Annotated in this window: 15 protein-coding genes; 8 read left to right on the top strand and 7 right to left on the bottom strand. The window is 49.1% G+C overall.

The annotated features are described in order from the left end of the window. Positions 1-18: 18 nt before the first annotated feature. Positions 19-396: a RidA family protein gene (locus E4V70_RS06820; protein WP_122862389.1), complete on the bottom strand. Its 378-nt coding sequence runs from the start codon at positions 394-396 to the stop codon at positions 19-21. Between the two features lie 94 nt (positions 397-490). Between E4V70_RS06820 and cheQ the strand changes: the two genes are divergently transcribed. The 4 genes from cheQ (at position 491) to E4V70_RS10775 (ending at position 2,953) form a co-directional block, all read left to right on the top strand. Beyond that, positions 491-964 carry a cheVAW transcriptional regulator CheQ gene (cheQ, locus tag E4V70_RS06815; protein WP_122862388.1) on the top strand — a complete coding sequence of 158 codons (474 nt, stop codon included), beginning with the start codon at positions 491-493 and terminating at the stop codon, positions 962-964. A 234-nt stretch (positions 965-1,198) separates the two neighbouring features. After that, positions 1,199-2,251, top strand: a complete 1,053-nt coding sequence (locus tag E4V70_RS06810; protein WP_122862387.1) for a TRAP transporter substrate-binding protein — start codon at positions 1,199-1,201, stop codon at positions 2,249-2,251. Positions 2,252-2,441: 190 nt separating this feature from the next. Beyond that, the gene (locus E4V70_RS10780; RefSeq protein WP_163026448.1) at positions 2,442-2,609 is read left to right on the top strand and encodes a hypothetical protein; all 168 of its coding nucleotides are present in this window, start codon (positions 2,442-2,444) and stop codon (positions 2,607-2,609) included. A 170-nt stretch (positions 2,610-2,779) separates the two neighbouring features. Further along, positions 2,780-2,953, top strand: a complete 174-nt coding sequence (locus E4V70_RS10775) for a hypothetical protein (protein ID WP_163026447.1) — start codon at positions 2,780-2,782, stop codon at positions 2,951-2,953. A gap of 122 nt (positions 2,954-3,075) precedes the next feature. Here the strand turns inward: E4V70_RS10775 and E4V70_RS06805 are convergent, their stop codons facing one another. The 5 genes from E4V70_RS06805 to E4V70_RS06785 all read right to left on the bottom strand — a co-directional run bounded on the left by E4V70_RS06805 (position 3,076) and on the right by E4V70_RS06785 (position 7,454). Next, a complete protein-coding gene (locus E4V70_RS06805; RefSeq protein WP_122862386.1) occupies positions 3,076-3,636 on the bottom strand; it encodes a Fe-S-containing hydro-lyase in 561 nt (186 codons plus the stop codon). A 9-nt stretch (positions 3,637-3,645) separates the two neighbouring features. Beyond that, positions 3,646-4,491 (bottom strand): fumarate hydratase, encoded by an 846-nt coding sequence (locus E4V70_RS06800; protein ID WP_122862385.1) that lies wholly within the window; start codon positions 4,489-4,491, stop codon positions 3,646-3,648. 410 nt (positions 4,492-4,901) lie between these two features. Beyond that, the gene (locus E4V70_RS06795) at positions 4,902-6,233 is read right to left on the bottom strand and encodes a hemolysin family protein (protein WP_122862384.1); all 1,332 of its coding nucleotides are present in this window, start codon (positions 6,231-6,233) and stop codon (positions 4,902-4,904) included. Positions 6,234-6,601: 368 nt separating this feature from the next. After that, positions 6,602-6,814, bottom strand: coding sequence for a hypothetical protein (locus E4V70_RS06790; protein ID WP_122862383.1), 213 nt, complete (start codon positions 6,812-6,814; stop codon positions 6,602-6,604). A gap of 184 nt (positions 6,815-6,998) precedes the next feature. Then, positions 6,999-7,454 carry a DUF411 domain-containing protein gene (locus E4V70_RS06785; RefSeq protein ID WP_122862382.1) on the bottom strand — a complete coding sequence of 152 codons (456 nt, stop codon included), beginning with the start codon at positions 7,452-7,454 and terminating at the stop codon, positions 6,999-7,001. 124 nt (positions 7,455-7,578) lie between these two features. Here E4V70_RS06785 and E4V70_RS06780 point away from each other — a divergent pair, with 124 nt between their 5' ends. Both E4V70_RS06780 and E4V70_RS06775 read left to right on the top strand, forming a co-directional pair. Further along, entirely contained in the window at positions 7,579-8,652 is a 1,074-nt protein-coding gene (locus tag E4V70_RS06780) for a putative transporter (RefSeq protein ID WP_122862381.1), read from the top strand. Positions 8,653-9,042: 390 nt separating this feature from the next. Then, positions 9,043-9,852 (top strand): M48 family metallopeptidase, encoded by an 810-nt coding sequence (locus E4V70_RS06775; protein ID WP_122862379.1) that lies wholly within the window; start codon positions 9,043-9,045, stop codon positions 9,850-9,852. 357 nt (positions 9,853-10,209) lie between these two features. Here E4V70_RS06775 and murI read toward each other — a convergent pair whose 3' ends face one another. Beyond that, a complete protein-coding gene (gene murI, locus E4V70_RS06770) occupies positions 10,210-11,337 on the bottom strand; it encodes a glutamate racemase (protein ID WP_122862378.1) in 1,128 nt (375 codons plus the stop codon). A 212-nt stretch (positions 11,338-11,549) separates the two neighbouring features. Here murI and E4V70_RS06765 point away from each other — a divergent pair, with 212 nt between their 5' ends. Next, positions 11,550-12,164, top strand: coding sequence for a GNAT family N-acetyltransferase (locus tag E4V70_RS06765; RefSeq protein WP_122862377.1), 615 nt, complete (start codon positions 11,550-11,552; stop codon positions 12,162-12,164). Positions 12,165-12,510: 346 nt separating this feature from the next. Continuing rightward, the gene (locus E4V70_RS06760; protein ID WP_122862376.1) at positions 12,511-13,551 is read left to right on the top strand and encodes an isoaspartyl peptidase/L-asparaginase family protein; all 1,041 of its coding nucleotides are present in this window, start codon (positions 12,511-12,513) and stop codon (positions 13,549-13,551) included. Positions 13,552-13,642: the final 91 nt, after the last annotated feature.

Genomic DNA, 13,642 nt, shown 5'->3' with positions numbered 1-13,642 from the left:
TTTCCTTGATTTTAAATTTTACTTCGTCGCTGCGATGAGCTCGATCTCGACCAAACCGCCTTTTGGCAGCGTTTTAACGGCGATCGTACTTCTAGCTGGATACGGCTCGCTAAAAAATTTAGCGTAGATTTCATTTACGGCCGCAAAGTCCTCGATGTCTGCTAGAAAAATCGTCGTTTTTACCGCGTTTTCAAAGCCAAGCCCCGCCTGCGCCAAAATCGCCTTTAAATTTAGCATTGACTGCTCCGCCTGAGTTCTCACGTCCTCGCCGGCAAATTTGCCGTCAGGCGTAACGCCCAGCTGTCCTGAAATAAACAGAAATCCGTTTGCCTCGATCGCCTGCGAATACGGTCCGATCGCTTGTGGAGCGTCTTTTGTAGAGATAACCTTTTTCATTTTCGTCCTTTGTAAAATTTGGGCGAATATTATCTAATTTACGGCCAAAAAAGCAAATTTCGCTATAATTTCCCGCAAGAAAGGCACGAAAAATATGAAAATAACCCTTGCGCCAAACGAGTTTTTAGACGATTACGTCCTAGGGTGCGAATTTGCGCGAAATGCTGAAATTTCGGGCAATGCGTATCTGTTTTGGAGTGGCACGATCTGCGCTAAATTTGAAAACTCGCGCATCGTTTTTCTGCATAAAAAATGCATTCCCGCGCGATTTCGCGAGGCGGCCGCACGCTGCAGCGACCTAGCCGGACTCGTGCTCACGTCGGCGTTTTGCTCGTTTACGACGCTAGCGCCCTCGCACCTCGTCGCTAAAAACGGTTCCAAACTCTACCCGCTTTTTGATCTACGCGAAATTTGCGGGATAAAATTTATAAATTTAAAGAAATTTTACGACGACTTCAGACTTGATTACGACTACAGAATTTACATTGAAAAGTGCTCATTTTTCTCGCCTGCACCGCTTGAAAAGCGCATAAAGCTAACCGAGACGATGTGCCTTGGGTATTATTAAATTTGACTGCAAAACCCGCTAAAATTTAACGCCAAAATACTACGCCAAATTTGTTCTACAAATTTCAACCGCTCCGATCGCTGCAACATAAAATTTAATTTTCGTAACATTTTAGAAATTTATTTACGTTTTTACTCATACTCAGTAAAATTTTGCAGCTTAAATTTTAAAATTAATCAAAAAATATAATACAAAACTCTATAATCGGTAAATTTAAAACCGAAAGGAGAAAAAATGAAACTATTTTCAGCGCTCGCTCTGTGCGCTGCGATGGCGTTTAGCGCGCAGGCTGCGGAAAAATACAAGATCAAGCTCGCCTCCACCTACGAGAGCAACGTGCCCGTACTAGGCGACGCTCCAAAGAAATTTAAAGAGCTCGTAGAAAAGATGAGCGACGGCCGTATCGAGGTTCGCGTCGATTATCCGTCTAAGCACAAGGCAGCATTCGCGCTGCTTGATATGGTCAAAAGCGCCCAGTACGACGCGGCTTTCACCGCGAGCTACTTTTATAAGGGCAAGGACGCCAAGCTCATGCTCTTTACGACCGTGCCTTTTGGTATGAACAAGGCCGAGCAGGACGCATGGTACGCGTACGGCGGGGGCAAGGAGCTAGCGCAAAAGGTCTTTAACGAATACGGCATAGTGACATTTCACGGCGGAAATTTCGGCATGCAGATGGGCGGCTGGTTTAAAAAAGAGATCAAGAGCACGGACGATCTAAAGGGACTAAAACTACGCATGACAGGGCTTGGCGGCGAGATAATGGCAAAGCTAGGCGTAAACATCAACACAATCCCGATCGGCGAGCTATACATGGCGATGGAGATGAACACGATCGACGCTGTCGAGTGGGTCTGCCCTGCGATCGATATAAATTTCGGCTTTCAAAAGGTGGCTAAATTTTACTACACCGGCTGGCAGGAGCCCGCGAGCGAAAATGAATTTTACATCAACAAAAAGCTCTGGGACAAGCTACCGGCCGACCTCCAAGCTATCGTAGAGACTGCAACCAAGGCCGTAGCGGCCGATGTTTATGAGTCGGCGGTCTATCAAAACTCGCTAGTCCTTGATAAAATCAAAAGCGAGCATCCGGACGTGAAAATCGCCTCGTTTCCGCCCGAGGTCATCGCCGCGCTGCGCAAAGCCACGGATGAGATCCTAGACGAACTTTCGGCAAAGGACGCGACGTTTAAGGAGATTTTGGACTCGCAAAAGGCCTTTATGAAAAAGGCTAGAGCCTGGACGCAGATCTCCGAAAACAGCTACATAAACAGCACTACGGAGTGATCCCCGCTAAATTTAACGAGCCGTCTAGGTAAAATTTGACGGCTCCAAGGCTAACGTAAATTTGAGACTAAAGCCGGTTTACTCAAATTTGACTCGCAACTTATTACGCCAAACCTAGTCTCGAAAAGAGGAGTAAATTTTAACCCAATAACGCCAAAATCACGCAACCGCCAAATTTAAAAGGAAAGTCATGAAAGTATCTAAATTTTGCCTTTTGGCTGTGATTTTTTGCGGTCTTGGCGACGCAAATCTAAACGCTCAAACGACGAAAGCCGAGCCAATGGGAAAAACGGTAATCGATTTTTACCAAACAAACTACGGCAATGCTAGATACGGCCTAGCGCCTCGGAGTGGCTAACGCCCGAGCTTGACGGGCTGATTTACGATTAGTTCGGCTCTGCGCTCGGATGTCTGAGCGGCATAGAGCACGTATCGTCCGATCTAGATACCGACCCTTTTATAGGCTCGCACGAGATTGAAGGGCTCAAAAACTTTAGCGCAAAAGCTGTTTCGGAAAACGAAGTGCGAGTGAAATTTGAGCTATTTGGCGAAAAACGGGACGTAACTTTGCGCCTAATCTGCGATAAAGATTGCCTATTTGGCGACGTAAAGCTTAGCGACGCAGGCTCGCTAAAGGCTAAGATCAAAAAATCTTTGAAAAAAGCGTATCCGAGTAATTACGGCAAAATTTTTAAAGACTAAGCATAAAATTTGAAAATTTTCGCGCCGTTTGGTTTCAAATTTGCCCGTTTTTCAAACGGCACGCAAACTAAGAACGGCGAGGAGATCGAGACGCGAGCTAGCGATAACCCGCGCCGATAAATTTATATTTTTTTATACGGAGCCTGTCCGACTTCGTAGAAGTTATTGCCCTCGCTATCGATCGCTACGATAGCCGGGAAATCCTCGACCGTAAGTCTCGCGACCGCCTCTGGGCCTAGCTCTGGATAGGCTAGCACTTCGTACTTTTTGATACTTTGGCTGATTAGCGCGCCCGCACCCCCGATAGCGACCATATAGACGCAGCCCGATTTTTTCATCGCTTCGACGACGGCGTCGCTACGATATCCTTTGCCGATCATGCCGTTGATGCCTACTTCGTTTATCATCGTCGGAGTGTATTTGTCCATGCGTCCGCTAGTAGTCGGTCCCGCAGCGCCTATGACGTCGCCCGGTTTTGCGGGGCTTGGTCCCAGGTAGTAGATCGTCTCGCCGGCCAAATTTACGGGCAAGGCCTCGCCGCGAGCCAAAGTCTCGGTTAGCGCCTTGTGCGCGGCGTCGCGAGCCGCGATGATGGTGCCGCTTATTAGTACGTTATCGCCGGCTTTTAGGCTTTTTACGACCTCTTTGTCAAACGGCGCGGTTATTTTTTTTACTTCTGACATCTTTTCTCCTTAAATTTCAGCTTCGGCGTGGCGAGCAGCATGGCAGTTGATGTTGATAGCGACCGGTAGGCCCGCGATGTGGGTCGGATACCACTCGATGTTTACTTTTACCGCGGTCGTGTCGCCGCCTAGACCTTGCGGTCCGACGCCCGTTTTACAGGCGAGCTCTAGCAGCTCCTCTTCTAGTTTAGCATATCGCGGATCAGGGTTTTTGCTGTCTGCGTCGCGAGCGGCGGCGTATTTTGCCATTAGTGCGGCCTTATCCATCGTGCCGCCTATGCCTACGCCGATCACCATCGGAGGACAGGCGTTTGGACCCGCTAGCTTAACGGCGTCTAGAAATACCTTTTTCACACCCTCTAGGCCGTCTGCAGGCACTAGCATCTTTAGAGCTGATTTGTTCTCGCTACCAAAGCCCTTTGGAGCCACTTTTATATGGATTTTATCGCCTCTTACTACCCTTACGTTTATGACGGCAGGGGTGTTGTTCGTCGTATTTTTGCGCTCAAAGATCGGATCGTTTACGACTGATTTGCGCAGGTAGCCGCCCACGTAGCCGTCTTTTACGCCCTCATTGATCGCGTCTTCTAAAAATCCACCCTCGATATGCACGTCCTGTCCGAGATCGACGAACACGACCGCCATGCCCGTGTCTTGGCAGATTGGTGCGATGCGCTTCTCGGCTAGATCGGCGTTTTGGAGCACCTTGCCTAGGATGTCCTTGCCTATCGGCGAGCTCTCGTTTTCTCTAGCTTTTTCAAAAGCCGCTCTCATATCGGGCGTTACGACGTAACAGGCCTGCTTACAAAGCTCGCTGACGGTTTTGGAGATTAATTCCGCTTGAACTACTCTCATCTGTCCTCCTGTGTTAAATTTTGTTTTATAAATTTCAAAATATAGAATTTAATTTTTATCTCTTATTAAATTTCGCGAAGTTTATCAAAATAAGCTAAAAAGTTAGATTAAATTTGTGGATTTTGAGAGAGTCTGAGAGAAAAATCGGCTTAAATTTAGCAAGACAAATTTAAATTTATGCTTTCCGCAAAAATTAACGGCAATCCCGCAAGACTCGCTCAAACGACGATAAATTTAGCGCAAATGCCGCAAAACTCAAATTTGACGAAACGGCTTAAATTTGAGCTGATTTCGCAAGTGAGGCGACGTTTTTAAATTTTAGACCGGCTTAAATTTAAGACGCCGTTTTCGCGCCTCAAATTTAAAACCGAATTTACGCCCCGCCTGCAAAAAGCAAGGCGTAAATTTACTTAGTCCTCGTCCTCTTTTTCTTCGACTTTTCTGCGCACTTTGACGCTAGAGATGCTAGCGCCGTCCATCTTGCGAACCTCGTAGTAGCAGTTTTCGTCCTCGATCTTGTCGCCTACGACAGGCAAGCGACCGATGAGATTAAAGACGTATCCGCCGATCGTTAGCTCCTCGGTCTCATCAGCGAAGCTTATCCCCATCAGCTCTTCGACGCTCTCAAGGTCAAAGCGCCCCTGAAACTCGTATATATTTTCGTTGATCTTTTTGTAGTGCGGGTCGGCGTCGTCGTGCTCGTCGTTAAAGTCGCCTAGGATCTCTTCCATTATGTCTTCCATCGTAAGAAGCCCCGCCGTGCCGCCGTATTCGTCTACAACGAGAGCGGCGGAGATTTGCTGCTTGTTCATCATCACGAGGATTTTAGATATCGAGAGGTTTTCGGGCACGATGACGAATTTGCGCACGATGCTGTCAAATTCGCGCTTTTTGTTACCCAGATCGATTTGCAAGATATCTCTGATATGGATCATGCCTAGTATCGCGTCCTTGCTGCCGTCGATGTAGGGGTAGCGCGTGTATTTGGAGTCAAAGATCACTTTGATGTTTTCTTCGTAGCTTTTTTGCTTGTTTATGCAGACCATATCGCGGCGCGGAGTCATGATCTCTTTGGCGACCGTGTCGGAGAAATCGACCGCATTTTTGATGATCTCGGTCTCAAAGCTATCTAAAACGCCGCCTTTTAGGCTCTCGCCCACGATGATTTTTATCTCTTCTTCCGAGTGGGCTAGCTCGCTCTCTTTGGCTGGCTTGATGCCTAAAATTTTAAGCGAAACGCCGGCTAAGAAATCAAAAGTCTTGATAAGCGGCGAGAAAACCACCCAAAATATATGTAGCGGACGCGCGATGGCTAGGACTGCTTTTTCGGATTTTGCGATGGCGACGGACTTTGGCACTAACTCGCCTAGCACCACGTGCATGAGCGTGATCAGCGTAAACGCGATCGCAAACGCAACGGTGTGGACTAAAATATCGTTTAGATTAAGGTATGTTTTTAGCGGTTCTTCTATCAGCCTAGCGACCGCAGGCTCGCCGATCCAGCCAAGAGCCAATGAGCTTAGCGTGATGCCTAGCTGCGTGGCGGAGAGGTACGTGTCGAGGTTGTTTGACATATCAAGCGCGGTTTTTGCGTTTGGGACTTTGTCCTTAACAAGCTCTTCTAGGCGAGTCTTGCGGACTTTGACGATGGAAAATTCTGATAAGACGAAAAAAGCGTTTAGAAATACGAAGAAAAACGCGAGAGCGATCATAAAAAGCGAGTCGGCGCTACTGGGGTGCAATTAAAATCCTTAAAAAATTAAAATGAAATGCGGCGATTATAGCAGAAAATCGGGAATTTTAAACTGAAAGCGCATTTTTGCCGCCTCTAGCGCGAGTGAGCGCCGCGGGGGCTATTTTGCCGCGTTTTAGCACTTTTAGTTGCGTGCACACCCTGCTTGCGGCTTAAATTTGAGCGCAAATTTAACCTCCGCGCTAAACTTGTAATACAAATATTACTTATTTTATGCGCCGTTTGGCTCAAATTTGCGGAATTTATTTAAATTTGAGTCCAAATTTGACGCGCCTAGACCCGCACCGCAAAAATGCTAGCGGTTAAATTTATAAAATTTAAACCAAACTTGTGCCGTCAAATTTGACGCGTCAAATCCTAAAACTGCGGTTTGCCGCCGTTTGCTTTCGCGCCGTTTACGAAGTCGATCGCTATTTTCTGGCAGGCCTTTTTGTCCTTTTTTTCAAGGCACAAAGTCTCAAGCTCCTCGCGGCTCATACCTTTGTAATCAGCCACCGTTTTGGTCGTGCCGCCCATATAAAGCCACACAAGAAAACCCAAAATAAACAGGATAAAAATTAGTCTCGCCACGCCCGCTCCTTTGTAAATTTATTTTAATGATACAGCGGCGGCGGTTAAATTTAGCTTGATTTTGCGCTAAATTTGACGAGATGCGGCACTCAAATTTAAAAAACAGTCTCGCGGTAAAAATCGCCGCGAAACCCAGTAAAACGATGGCCGCGGCGTTGGTAAATTTTACGCCGATCTCGCTAAATTATTTTACCTTCTTGCCGTTTTTATAGCTTGCGAAAATTTCGCTCGTGCCGTCCTTTTTAAACGCAATCACATCGTAATCCTCGACGATGCCGCCCTGCTCCATGCCGGGGCTTCCCAGCGGCATGCCGGGTACCGAGATACCCACGACGTCAGCCGGTTTGGCAGCTAAAAGCGCCTTTATCTCTTCAGCCGGCACGTGCCCCTCGATAGCGTAACCTCCGACTATACCGGTGTGACAGCTAGATAGCTCCAGCGGAACGCCGTATTTGTTTTTCGTTTCGATTATCGCGTTTGTTTTGTGCTCTACGATCTCAAAGCCGCTTTTTTTCATTATCTCGCCCCACTTTCCGCAACAACCGCAGTCCGGGCTTTTATAAACTTCGATCGTCTCGCCTCCCAGGGCCGCCGACGTAAGCGCCGTAAATAGCGCAAATCCCAAAATAGTCTTTTTCATTTTCATCCTTTGTAAAAAATTCGCCGGATTTTAACGTAATACGTATAACAGCAATCTAACGCGCATAAATTTAGCCTGGTTTTGCTATACTTTGCGACTAAATCTCAAATTTAAAGGCAAATAGATGTTTTCGTCGTTTTTCGCGAGCAAAAAATGGGTGCAGTGGGCGCACCTGGGTGTGATATTGATACTAGCTCTTACCTACGCGCAGGTGCAGCTAACGGTAGCGATAAACGAGTGGTACAAGGGCTTTTACGATATATTGCAAGACGTCAAAAACCACACGGTAGGGGACTTTTGGACGGCGATCGAGATTTTTGCCGCGCTAGCGTTTCCTTTCGTGCTGTTAGGTACGGCTATATCGTATTTTACGCGGGTTTGGACGCTTCGGTGGCGAGAGGCGATGACCTTTAGCTACATCGACTACTGGAAAAAGACGCCAAAAGATATCGAAGGCAGCTCGCAACGTATCCAAGAGGATATCTACCGTTTTGCTAAGATCGTCGAGGATCTGGGCACTACGGTGGTGGATGCGGTTATGACGCTAGTGGCCTTCGTGCCCATCCTTTGGGTGCTTAGCGCGAAGGTAAAGGTGCCGTTTATGGAGGACGTAGCCGGCTCGCTCGTGTGGATCGCGGTGGCTACTAGCGCGGGCGGTCTCATCATCTCGTGGTTTGTGGGCATAAAGCTGCCCGGTCTTGAGTACAACAACCAAAAAGTAGAAGCCGCATTTAGAAAAGAGCTCGTCTACGCCGAGGACGACAAGCAAAACTACGGCGATACGCGCAAGCTGGAAGAGCTTTTTCAAAAAATAAGATTTAACTTCGGCAGGCTCTTTTTGCACTACGGATATTTCGACGTTTGGAAATACAGCTTTAGCCAAGCCATGATCATCGTTCCGCTCATAGCCCTAGGCCCTAGCGTACTAACGGGCGCGATAACCCTAGGCGTGATGATGCAAGTCGTAAACGCCTTTTCTCAGGTGCGCGCTAGCTTGTCGATATTTATAAAAAACTGGACGACCATCACCGAGCTACGCTCCATCCACAAGCGTTTGAAAGAATTTGAAACTAACATAGGCTACAAAGGCACAAAAAATGAGAATAACGAGGGCCTGGGGCTTGATATATTCGCCTATTGGGCGATCACGATCGCAGCCTTTGCGATATATTTAAAGCTAATGGAATTTAGCATGTAAAAACCTTCATGCTTCGTCGGCGGCTCAAATTTAGCGTTTCGGACGCAAATTTGACGGCTCGCTCGGTTGCAAATTCGGCAAATTTAACGAACTCGCGGTTTTTTTTAAATTTGACGCCTTGCGGGCGGCGATCAAATTTGAGCTTGTGAGCCGCGTCCGAGCCGACAAAACCGAGCCGCTAAAATTTGCCGAATTTGACCCAAATGCTCAAAATGCGGATCCGTTTAAGCCCGCCCAAACGGAACAATTTACGCCGTCAAATTTCCAAGACGCAAATTTACCCGCCGTTTCTTTACAAATTTGACGCCGTTAAGCCAAATTTAAACGGCTATTTACGAATTTATAGCCGTTTTAGAGGTATAATCGCCAAAATCTCGCAAAGGATGAAAAATGACGATAAGAAAAATTATTTTACTCGCCGTATTTACCGCGACGATGCTGACTGGCTGCTTCACCAGCTCCACTAGCGGCGGAGCGCTTGGCGAAAACAGACGCCAGATGTTTTTGGTGGGCGAGCAGGAGATGAACGAAGCCGCAGCCAAAGCCTACGTAGAGACGCTAAGCGGCGCACGCAAAAAAGGCGCGCTAAACATCGATCCCGTGATGACAAAAAGAGTGCAAGACGTCGCTAAACGCCTGATCGCGCAGGTCGGAGCATTTAGAGAGGATGCGCTCAAGTGGAAATGGGAAGTAAACGTGATCGACGAAAACACGATAAACGCGTGGTGTATGCCTGGCGGCCGCATCGTCGTTTATAGCGGCATCATCAAAAATCTCTCGCTCACAAACGGCGAGCTAGCCGCAGTCATGGGACACGAGATCGCGCACGCGCTGCGCGAACATAGCCGCGAGCAGGCCAGCACGGATATGCTCAAAAACGTCGGCATTTTCGCCGTTTCGCAGGCTGCGGGACTAGGCGATCTAGCTACCGGCGCCATGAACATGGCCGCGCAGTACACCATCTCGTTGCCGTTTTCTCGCTCGCACGAACGCGAGGCCGACCACATCGGCACGGAGCTGATGGCGCGGGCGGGCTACGATCCTAAAGAGGCGGTGAACGTCTGGGTCAAAATGTCGCAAAAAAGCGGCGGTAACGTGCCTGAGATACTAAGCACCCACCCGTCTAGCCAGAGCCGCATCGCCGATCTGCGCGAGGTCGCAGCCAAGCTCGAGCCGGTGTATCTGCAAGCCAAAAAGTAAAATTTAGCTAGCATAACGGCTCTTTTTAAACGCTTGCGGCCAGCTGTTTGAGGCGCGGCCGTGCGGGCGTTTAAATATATTTTGCAAGGCGGACGGACGAGCCATAAAATCCGCCGAATGCTAAATTTGAACGATTAGATTTTAAATTTGCCGCTAAAATGCAGTTTTTTGATTTGCTTTAAAGGCGGCAAATTTAACTGCACTTGGTTTTTATGGATTTTGGGCTAGCTGTTTCGCCGGAAATTTGAGTAGTTCGTGACGCCGAATTTACATCGCCGCCAGCATTAAATTTGCGCGCAAGCCTGCTTGTTTATCGCGCTTTTTACTTACGCAAAGCGACGCGCAGCGAGTACGGCGTTAGTTAATCTCCCGCATCGCATCAAGCCGCTTTAAAAACAGTTCCACCTTGCGTAGCTGCGCCGCATCTAGCGCCCTGCCCGAGTAAAAATACTCCACGCTGTTGCCGTTTGGATAATTCACTCGCGGAATGTCCATTTCATTGCCTCTCGGCTCAAATTCCAAGGACAAGTCCGCGCCACCTCGAGAATAAAGCTTGAGCTGCAAATTCGCATCTACAGCGCGCGGTAACATGCGGCGTTTGTCTTCGCCGCACTGCTCTACGGCGTGCACATCGCCTGCCAGCCTGCCGTCGCGCTCGCGGGCATCAAGTTCGCCCGTTTGCGAATTTGCGTTAAATTTTGCATAGCCGTCCGCGCCTCGTCCTTCCGCTTTAAATTTACTGACTTGCGTAGATGAATTCGTATCAAATTTTATGCCGTCCTTAGCGTCAAATTTAGCCACCTGCGAGGGCAAATCCTCGCCGTGCGCAAGCTTTAGCCCTCCGCCCAGCTCGCTTGCAAGGCGGTTTAGCGTGCCGTCTATGCCGTCGACGATGCGCACGTGCGGAGGCAAAATTTCGCGCAAAACGTCCTTGAAATAATTAAAATGCGTACATCCTAGCACGAGCGAACCGAGGCGCTCAAGCTCAAATTTAGCCAGTTCCTCACGCAGATAGGTCCGAACTGCGGGCGAGCCAAACTCCAAATCCTGCGCAAACTCCACGAGGCGTGGCAGCGGCAAGCTCCACGTCTCGCACTCCAGCCGCCCAACGAGGCGCGCAAGCTTCTCGCCTGCGATCGTTAGCGGCGTAGCGATGAGCAGCGTCGGGCGCGCGCCGAAGCTGTCCGCAGCGAGCTTGACGGCGGGCTCCATGCCGATGACCGGCACGCTAAATGCGCCGCGAAGCTCCGAGATAGCCGCGCTTGTAGCGGTGTTGCAAGCGACGACGACCCCGTCCGCACCGCGCGAGACCAGAAACCCGACCGCATCGAGGCTCAGCCGCACGATCTCGGCCCTACTTTTTGTGCCGTAGGGGACGTGATCCTCGTCGGCAAAATACAAAAACTCCGCCCCACTAAACCGCCGCAGAGCCTCGGCGAGCACGCTCAGCCCGCCGATACCCGAGTCAAAAAACGCTATTTTCAAATCTTTATCCAAGGTTAAATTTAAAAGAGATTATAACTCAAATTTGCGGCGATTTCGCCTTTGGACGCAAATTTTGCCTTTTAGCTGCGGCTAGACCCGCACCTTTACGGCACTAAAATTCGGGCCTGTTTTCAGTTCAAATTTGACGTCCGAGTTGCTATTTTTAATCAAATTTGACGTAAAATCGGCTAAATCTAACAAAAGGCCTCAAGATGCAAGAAAAACCCGCCGACGCAAAATACGAAATCTCGCGCGCCGTCAAGGCTGATCTAGCCGCTATCACGCGCATTTATAACGCGAGTGTTTTAGAGCGAAACGCCACGGCCACGCTGCATCCGGTCGGCATAGAGGAGCGCGAAGCGTGGTTTGACGCGCACAAGGCGGCAAATCGCCCGATATACGTGCTACGCGAGCTTTGCGAGGGAAATTACGGCGAAGCTGATTGCGAGAGAAAATTTGACTCAGACGGCGAAAATTTCGGCGCGCAAAAGATAGACGCCGCAAACCAAAAGGTCGAAATCTTAGCCTGGGGCAGACTTGGCGACTATCATCCGCGCGAGGGCTACCGCATCACGGCCGAGATCAGCGTCTACGTCGTACCGGGCGCTCGCGGCAAAGGACTGGGCGGACGGCTAGTAAATTTTATGCTTAAACTCGCGCCCAAATTTGGCGTCAAAAACATCGTCGCGCTGATATTTTCCAGCAACGCCGCTAGCCTAAATTTGTTTGCGAAATTCGGCTTTACGCGCTGGGGCGAACTACCCGAAGTCTGCGATATGGGCGGCAAGCTCGAGAGCCTAGCGATACTGGGCAAAAAATTGGAGTAAACTAAATTTGATGCTATAGACTAGGACGCGTGCGCCTTATCACAAACTACACCTTAATCGTCTTGCCAATAATTTCAGATACCGCGCCGATTTTAACGCTTAGCGGACTTAAATTTGCAGCCTCTAGCACCGATACAGATCACGCTGACGATTAAGACAAATTTAGAGTAAATTTGCCTCAGCAAGGCGAGCTGTATACGGTATTTCGCATTTGGCGATAAAAACAAATAGCCAAAATTACTTCATAAATTTTATATAGGTTATCAGTTAGGCAAGAAAATCTTTAACTTATTCTTAAGAGATAAAATTATAATATTATTTTAAATCTTACCCCAAAGGAGACTCCATGAAGCACTTTTCACTCTCAAAGGCCGTTTTTATGGCGGCGAGTTTGGCCCTGCTCGGGCTAACGGTTGCGAATGCGCAGGAGAAATTTTCTCCAGTCATCGTCATTCACGGCGGTACCAGCGGACTTGATCTAACCAAAGAGGAATTTAAAATCCGCGAGGAACCGATGAAAAAGGCGCTTTTGGCTGGTCAAGCCGTGCTTGAAAAAGGCGGCACCGCGATGGATGCCGTAACGGCGGCCATTATGGTGCTTGAGGACGATCCGAATTTTAACGCGGGCAAGGGCGCGGTATTTACAGCCGACGGATTTAACGAGCTTGACGCCTCGATAATGGACGGCTCGACCAAAAAAGCGGGCGCAGTCGCGATGGCGCGGCATATCAAAAACCCGATCCTAGGCGCCAGGCTCGTGATGGATAAGACGTGGCATACGCTTGTTGCAGGCGAGGGAGCCGACAAACTCGCCAAAGAAAACGGCCTAGAGATGGTCGATCAGAAGTATTTTTTCACGCAGTTTAGATACGACGCGCTGCAAAAAGCTAAAGAGAAGCAAAAGCTGCTACTTGATAGCGAAAAGGCAAAAAAGACGTCGTTAAATTTACACGAGCGCCCGTATCTTGGCACCGTGGGCGCGATCGCGCTGGATAAAAACGGCAACCTAGCCGCGGCTACCAGCACGGGCGGCATGACCAACAAAATGACCGGCCGCATCGGCGATAGCCCGATAATAGGCTCGGGAACCTACGCCGACAACGACTCGGTGGCGGTTTCTTGCACCGGCACTGGCGACATCTACATGCGCGTAAACGCCGCACACGAGGTCTCGGCTCTTTATAAATACAAAACTTCCGACGTGCAAAAGGCCGCCGAAGAAGCGGTAAAAGAGGTCAAAGCTTTAGGCGGTAGCGGCGGCATCATCTCGATCGACAAGCACGGACACACGGGCTTTGCATGGACGAAAGACAAGCTCGGCATGTATCACGGCGAAGCAAGACTCGGAGCTAAGCCGATCGTTTACTGGCCGCTTGGCGAGAAATGATTGATTTTAGTAGCTAGCGCGGAGAGCAGGTAAAGCGCTCGGCGAGAAATGATCAAATTTGCCCCGCTTATTTTTACTCGGGCGGGGCCAA

The sequence above is a fragment of the Campylobacter showae genome, from assembly GCF_900699785.1.
GTDB classification, from domain to species: Bacteria; Campylobacterota; Campylobacteria; order Campylobacterales; family Campylobacteraceae; genus Campylobacter_A; species Campylobacter_A showae_D.
Note: the sequence above shows the minus strand (reverse complement) of the source record. Positions and strands in the feature narration are given on the sequence as shown.